Annotated in this window: 2 protein-coding genes and 2 pseudogenes; all 4 read right to left on the bottom strand. The window is 35.9% G+C overall.

Annotated features, from left to right (window positions below):
- Window positions 1-340: 340 nt before the first annotated feature.
- Window positions 341-5,785, bottom strand: a complete 5,445-nt coding sequence (locus QUA13_RS30645; protein WP_333204632.1) for an AAA family ATPase — start codon at window positions 5,783-5,785, stop codon at window positions 341-343.
- A gap of 100 nt (window positions 5,786-5,885) precedes the next feature.
- Entirely contained in the window at window positions 5,886-6,011 is a 126-nt protein-coding gene (locus QUA13_RS30650; protein WP_333204634.1) for a hypothetical protein, read from the bottom strand.
- A 372-nt stretch (window positions 6,012-6,383) separates the two neighbouring features.
- Window positions 6,384-6,593: pseudogene (locus tag QUA13_RS30655) on the bottom strand (tyrosine-type recombinase/integrase); the annotation flags it as partial.
- Between the two features lie 201 nt (window positions 6,594-6,794).
- Window positions 6,795-7,142, bottom strand: a pseudogene (locus tag QUA13_RS32930) (nuclease A inhibitor family protein); the annotation flags it as partial.
- Window positions 7,143-7,270: the final 128 nt, after the last annotated feature.

A 7,270-nucleotide genomic window follows, 5' to 3' on the forward strand; every position in this document is an offset into this window, starting at 1 on the left:
ATAAGCTCTGCGTTTTGTGAGGTGTCATTTTTGGGCGCTCGCACTCTCAATTCATCATACCCTAATTCAGCAACGCCGATGTTTCCTCTAAGTTATTATGCTAAGTGGCAGTTTTTGAGCGATTTGATTACTTAGAAGCTTTACTTTCAAGCTCAAATAAAAGCCTTTGCGTTTAGCAAAGAAGGTTGACAGGTTCCAGCTGTGTTTTAAGCTTAATTTTCTGTCCGCTTATTTGCTGCTTAATGGCTTCTAACTTAGAGTTCCCTATAAGCTGGAAAAAATAACAAATTTAGTAGAAGTAAAAAAAATATTTATAATTTTCGGTTTAACCCAATAAAATCTATCTTATGGGACTTGACTTTTGGCTATTTTTAGGTTTTACGGGAATATCGATAATGAACTCTGCACCTTGACCTGGTGCTGAAATGCACTGCACTTGTCCGCCATGTTTTTCAACCACAATTTGATAACTAATAGACAACCCCAAACCCGTTCCAGAACCAACGGGTTTGGTTGTGAAGAATGGGTCAAATAGTTTAGTAAGCACTTCTTCTGTTACGCCAGTTCCATTGTCAGCAATGCGTATTCTTATCCAATCGCAATTTATTACTTCAGTCACGATAATAATCGTGCTAGATTTTTCCTTAATTTGTGTTTGTGGCAGATGGCGATCTTCTAACGCATCGATCGCATTAGTAAGAATGTTCATAAATACTTGATTTAATTGACCTGGGTAACACTCTACTAATGGCAGTTTTCCATACTTTTTAATTACCTGAATTGCTGAACGATCGGCCTTTTTATTCAAACGGTTTTGCAAAATTAGCAGCGTACTTTCAATACCCTCATGTATATCTACTGATTTCATATCTGCTTCATCTAAACGGGAAAAATTTCTGAGTGACAAAACGATTTCGCCAATACGGGTTGCTCCCAGTTGCATTGAAGAAAATATTTTAGGTAAATCTTCCAGTAAGTATTCAAAATCGATTTCTTCGATATAATCTTGAATTTCCGGCTTAGGACTATGATTGCTGTGTTGGTAGAGATCGATTAAATGTAATAATTGTTCGCTATATTCCTTAGCGTGGTTTAAATTACCATAAATAAAGTTGACTGGATTATTTATTTCGTGAGCAACACCAGCAACTAATTGTCCCAAACTAGACATTTTTTCAGTTTGGATAAGTTGTGCTTGAGCTTGTCTTAATTCATCCAAAGCTTTTTGTAATTTAATTGCTTGGCCTTTTAATTTATCATTTTTTTCGCTTAGTTCAAATGTGCGTTCTTCCACCTTTTCTTCTAGCGTGCGGCTGTATTCTTCTAAATTTTTATAAAGCAAAGCATTTTCTAAAGAAATAACTATTTGTGTAGAAAGAATTTTAACGATTTCTAAACGAGCCGATGTAAATGCACCAACACTTAAATTATTCTCCAAATAAATTATGCCAATAAGTTTATTTTGATTAATAACTGGAACACATAAAATGGACTTAACTTTAGTTTTAATGATATAGGAATCTTTGATAAATATTCCCTCTTGTGCGGCATTATTTAAAACAATATTCTCTTTAGTTCTGGCTACGTAATTTATTAAAGAAACAGGTAAATTTTGGTTATTATCTATAGATGTCGATGACCACAAAGTTATTTTTTCTTGTTCTACAGTACCAGTCGCTTTGAGCGTTAAAATACCATCGGTTTCTAAAACAAGGCAGCTAGTTTGAGCGCCAGCATTTTCCATTAAAACTTTTAGTAATTTATCCAAAAACTTATCAAGTACAATTTCGCCAGCAAGAGCTTGCGATGCTTTGATAATAGTTGCTAAGTCTAAAACATCAGCTTTAGTTCCTAAGCTGGCAGAACTTGTCGTAACAGTTAGTTCTCGACTAGAAGTTTCGTTAGACGTTAAAGATAGTAATTGCGGGTATCGTAATTCCAAATCTTTAACTTTTGCTATTGCTCCCCAACGAACATAACAATAGTATGAATCTACTAAATATGTTTGAGCTATTTTTTCTCTTCCAAGACTGCGGTAAAATTCTGATGCTCTTTCATTTGCTATTGCTTCTTCGTGAATATAACCTTGTTTCCTTGCTCCTAGAATTGCCCGATCGTAATATTCCATTCCTGGTAATATATGCCCTAAAAACTTAGCTTTTTCTGCTTCGATTAAATAATATTTATGTTCGTAATTTCTAGGAGAACATAACGACCATTTTTTTAATTTAATTTGGTTTAATTCTACTTGTTGTAGGTAAATTTCTCGCTCTGCTTCTTCTAAAAATGAACATCGTGCAAGTAAAATCATAGAATAGTAAAAATTTTGTTCTCCTGTATGTATTACACCAGCTAGATAACCAGAATATCGCTCCGCTAGCTTTGCATAACTAACTGCTTCTGCGTAGTTTTGAAGTAAATATAAAAATATTGATTTGGAAAAATAAGTAGAAAAAAGTAAAGCACCATTGTTTGATTCAGTAAAAATAGGTAGCATTGCTTCTTCATCAAACAAATTACCGATTGCTCTACATTCATTTTCGTTTTTATTTAATAACTTCAAAACTAACTGTCGCCAAATTATAATAGCCAAGCTAAAGTAATTTTGTTTTAAATTAATTAAAAGATTCGTATAAATAGTTTGTTTATCACATACATCATTTAGATACTCGCCTACAAAAAAAGGATAAACTGAAGTATAAGTAGCCGCGTAACTAGCATACTCTAAATCGCCACTCTCTAAACCATATTGAACGGTTTCTTGTAAAGGCTCTATGGTTTCTCTAGCATGGCTTACCCAATGTTTGATATGACCGTAGAATAATTCATATACTTTAGCTTTAACTTCTTTAGCATTGAGTTTTTTCACTAAATTTATTCCTAGTTGACCGAACTGATACCCAATTTCAATATTATCTATTGAAGTACAAAGGATCAGTCCATAAAAAGTATAGGCGAAAGCAGATAGTGATGAATTTCCATGTCTAATGCAAATATTGACCATCGTAAACACGATCGGCGGTAAAAGTGCTGGATTCATTACATAAGCAGGTGTTATCGCTTTAACTAATATTCGCATTGCTGCAAGTTTATCAGGGTCAGTCATTTCTGGTAGATTGCTTAAATTACCAATATCTAATTCTTCAGGCAATTTTTCAACTAAAGGTTCTCCTAGCATTTCCAGCACTAACAACGATGTGTCAAGGGCTGCTTGCATCTGATTGAGAGAAATATAAAATTGAATTTTTATTTCGTATGTTTTGACTTTTTCTAAAAACGAAGTAGCTTTTTTTAAAACAATATCACCAAGCGAAGTTGAACTTTCAAAATTGCCATTTAAATATTCTATTTCTACTGCTTCTATATACAGAGAAAAAGTTAATTTATAATTACTATGCCAGCTATCTTCCGCAAGTAATTTTAGCCCGAAATTTAAGTATCTCTGCCCGAGTTCATAAGCTGCTGCTGCCTTTGCTTTCCGCGCAGATAACAGATTTAATTCAGCTAGCTCTTGTTTGATTTCTTCACTGGTAATTAACTCTATAGCGATATTTAAGTGATTGACAATATCAAAAATTTTATCTTCTATTTCTGTTGTTTTAGTATTCTTTAGCAATAGTTGACCAACTTTTAAATGAATTTCTTTTTTTTGTTCTGCTGGAATCAAAAAATAAGCGGCTTGTTGAACGCGATCGTGCAAAAATTTATACTCAATATGAGGTAAACTACTTTGGTTTTCGATTTTTTCAACTAATGATGATGACGTATTTAAATCATCAGTCAAAGGAATTTTATAAGCACCGCTTAAAGGAAAAATAAAATCTTCTTGAAGTGCTTGCCAAAGCTCGTTTGCTGTAGATGATAAAGATTTTTCATTAACAATTGCTAAATCGTTTAATGTAAATGTATTACCAATACAGGCTGCCACTTTTAAAGCATTTTGCGTATAATTAGGCAGTTTTTGAATTTTGTTAACCATTAATTCAACAACATTATCCGTAATTTTAACTTCTTTAATTTTTTGAACATCCCAGTGCCAACTACCAGCGTTCAGATCGAATGAAAGTAGGTTTTCTTGGTAGAACGTTTTAATTATTTGAGTTACAAAAAATGGATTTCCAGCCGTTTTATTAAAGACTATTTTCGCTAGAGAAAAGGCTGTTTCTAATTCGCAGTGAAGCGTGTCTGCAATTAATTGATTAACTTGAACAGTATTTAAAGGTTGTATATCGATCTGATTTACCTTAACTCCAGCTTTTTTAATTTCATCCAAAAGAAACATCAATGGATGAGTCTCGTTAACTTCGTTATCTCGATAGGCTCCAATTAACAAAAAGTATTGACTATCTAATGACATCATTAGTAGCTGGAGTAATTTTAATGAAGCAGAATCAACCCACTGTAAATCATCTATGAAAAGAACTAGAGGATGTTTTTGAGTGGTAAAAACACCCAAAAACTTTTGGAATACTAAATAAAATCGATTTTGTGATTCTCCAGGTTCTAATTGAGGAACAGGTGGTTGCAGCCCAATAATTAATTCCACTTCAGGAATGACGTCAATAATAACTCTGCCATTTGTACCCAAAGCTTTTAAGAATTTTTTTTGCCAAAATTCGACTTTTTCTTTACTTTCAGTTAATAGCTGTCGTATCAAGTGCTGAAAAGCTTTAATCATTGCAGCATAAGGAATACCGCGTTTAAATTGATCGCATTTTCCCGAAGTAAAATAACCCTTTCGCCGCACAATTTGTCGATCGATTTCACTAATCAAGGCTGTCTTGCCGATTCCTGAGTAACCGGAAACAAGTATCATCTCACTCTTACCTTGACGGGTTCTTTCAAAAGCAGCGTTTAAGGTAGCAATTTCTCCATCGCGACCGTAAAGCTTTTGGGGTATTTGAAATTTAGCAAAAACATCATGCTGACCGAGAATGAAATTTTCAATTCTTCCATTAGTTTGTAGTTGAGTTAAGCACGCTTCCAAATCTGCCTTAATTCCATAAGCGCTTTGATATCTATCTTCCGCAGTTTTGGCTAGTAATTTCATCACGATATCAGATATTACTTTCGGGATAGTTGGATCTAGTTCATGGGGTAAAGCTGGTATTTTGGCAATATGACTGTGAACGAGTTCCATCGCATCTATAGTTGGAAATGGCAACTGTCTAGTCAGCATTTCATAAAATGTGACACCCAAAGAATAAAAGTCAGTACGATAATCAATCACCCGATTCATCCTACCCGTTTGCTCTGGGGACATATAGGCCAAAGTTCCTTCTAATAGATCGGGATTGCTGACCAGATATTTTTCTTGCGTAAGAAGTGATGCAATTGAAAAATCTGCGATCTTTACTTTTAATGTTCGAGCATTAATAATGATGTTATCTGGCTTGATATCTTTGTGTATAATATTTAGTTTATGTACTTCTTCTAAAGCTTTAGTTAATCCAATTGATATTTGCAAAAATAAAAATAAATCTATAGATTTACCAGACCGAATAAGTTTTTTCAGTGAGTTTCCACCAAAATTTTCTAAAACTATAGCTATATAATTGTTAGATTTTTCTAGGCTATAAGCTTTGATAATGCCTTCTGAATCTAAGTCTTTTATCAATTCATACTGATGTTGAAATACATAAATATCTTGAGTGGAAGGATAGGCTTTTTTAAGAACTTTAATAATAACAGGTTGACGATCTCGAATTCTCCGCGCTTTATAAACCAGAGTTATTAAACTATCGTGAATTTTTTCTAAGTATTCATAACCTGCAATAATAAACATGGCTTTTTCCTGGTTGTTAGCAGAAAGTTTATAATTTTTATAATCGTAATTGATTTATCTTAGTTTTGCCTCAGTAATTTTACGGTTTCGATCCTACAACTTAAATATAATTTAACGTGAGTTCGATGGAGTGTGAGCGCTTGGTTGACATAGTGGATGGGTGGACGATCGCTTCATTGACGGGATCTGCGAGAGCGGGCGATCGCTTCATTTGTGCTGGCATCAAATCTCAAATATTGAGGAAATTAATAATAAGTTAAAACTGTTAAAATGTAGTGGATTCGAGTTTAGAAACTTTAAAACTTTGAAATCAGATCTTTGCTTTCTTGGCATTTTCCTAAAGATATAGCACTTCTTCAATTGGATAATAGTTCTTAACGAGCCACTTTGCTCTCCAACACTCAGCCAGAAGAAGCTGGATTTTTCTGGCTTTGTACCATTCCTCTATCTGAGCTAGTGTCTGAGCTTGCTTTAGGAGGTCATCGCTGCGCAAGCTGGCTATACGTTGGGCAATTTGCTCGCCTATTTCAGGGTTTTTTCGATTCATTAGGTAACTGGGAGTAAGTGGGAAAAACAGGGCAAAAGTAGCTCCGGTCGTTTACTGCCCAATTGTAATCCCTAATTTCAGAGCCGGATTATTTGCCCACCACTGCGCTACGTTAGTATAGATAGAGGTCGTCCTGGGGTCTTTATGCCCCAACAAGTCCTGCACTTGCCGCAGTTTTGCCCCAGCTCGCAGCGCCAGCGTTCCCGCCGTATGTCTCAAACTGTGGGTCGATATCGTGCGCCCCGGCGTGTCTTTCAGCCCTGCTTCCTTTAAATATAGAGGAAACTATAGCACCTAGCTGGTATCGCTTGCTCTCTGTGTAACAGAGGAATAAAAAGGTTCTTAGCATAACAAAAAAGTAAATAGAAAAAAACCAACTAATTACTTTGCCGATCGTTCTCATATTACAACCTTTCCTGACTCTAATGATGCTTGCTATGTAACGAAATGATTAACAAACATTCATAGCTCGCCATGCCTGTTGCAATCAAGTCTCCACCAGTTTCGTAGACAGCCCCGCAATCCGCCACCGGGAGTCACCCCGACAATGTAGGCATCAATCTCAACGCTACCCACTCGGTAAACATGCAACTGCGAGAGGTTCTGCTTTAGAATGCTGACCAAGTTCTGAAAGCGCTGCACCGTTTCCCGTTCCTCCCGGTCGTGCCAGTCTTCTTGTGCGGTGGCGATTGCAAAGAACTCGTCAATCGTCCGCAGTTCTACGGGAGCATCGGGTGGATGATTCGTCAGTTGCAGCAGCTTCGCCAGAGTTAGCTCTCCTTGTGTCTGCCAGCTAATGACTTCAAAGGGGGCGTCGGATTCGCGCTCGGAAGAGCAAGCCGTTTGATGCTTGTTTGAGTTCTGGAGTTTAGACTAACCGCGCCTCAAAGTGCGGTTAGTCTAAACTCCCAATAGAAAATTTTACTTACGTCTCCTGT

This window comes from Microcoleus sp. S28C3, assembly GCF_036700785.1.
GTDB classification, from domain to species: domain Bacteria; phylum Cyanobacteriota; class Cyanobacteriia; order Cyanobacteriales; family Microcoleaceae; genus Microcoleus; species Microcoleus asticus.

Excerpts from the sequence above, each read along its gene's own strand:
- QUA13_RS30645 (WP_333204632.1), bottom strand. The coding sequence starts at position 5,785 with ATGTTTATTATTGCAGGTTATGAATACTTAGAAAAAATTCACGATAGT.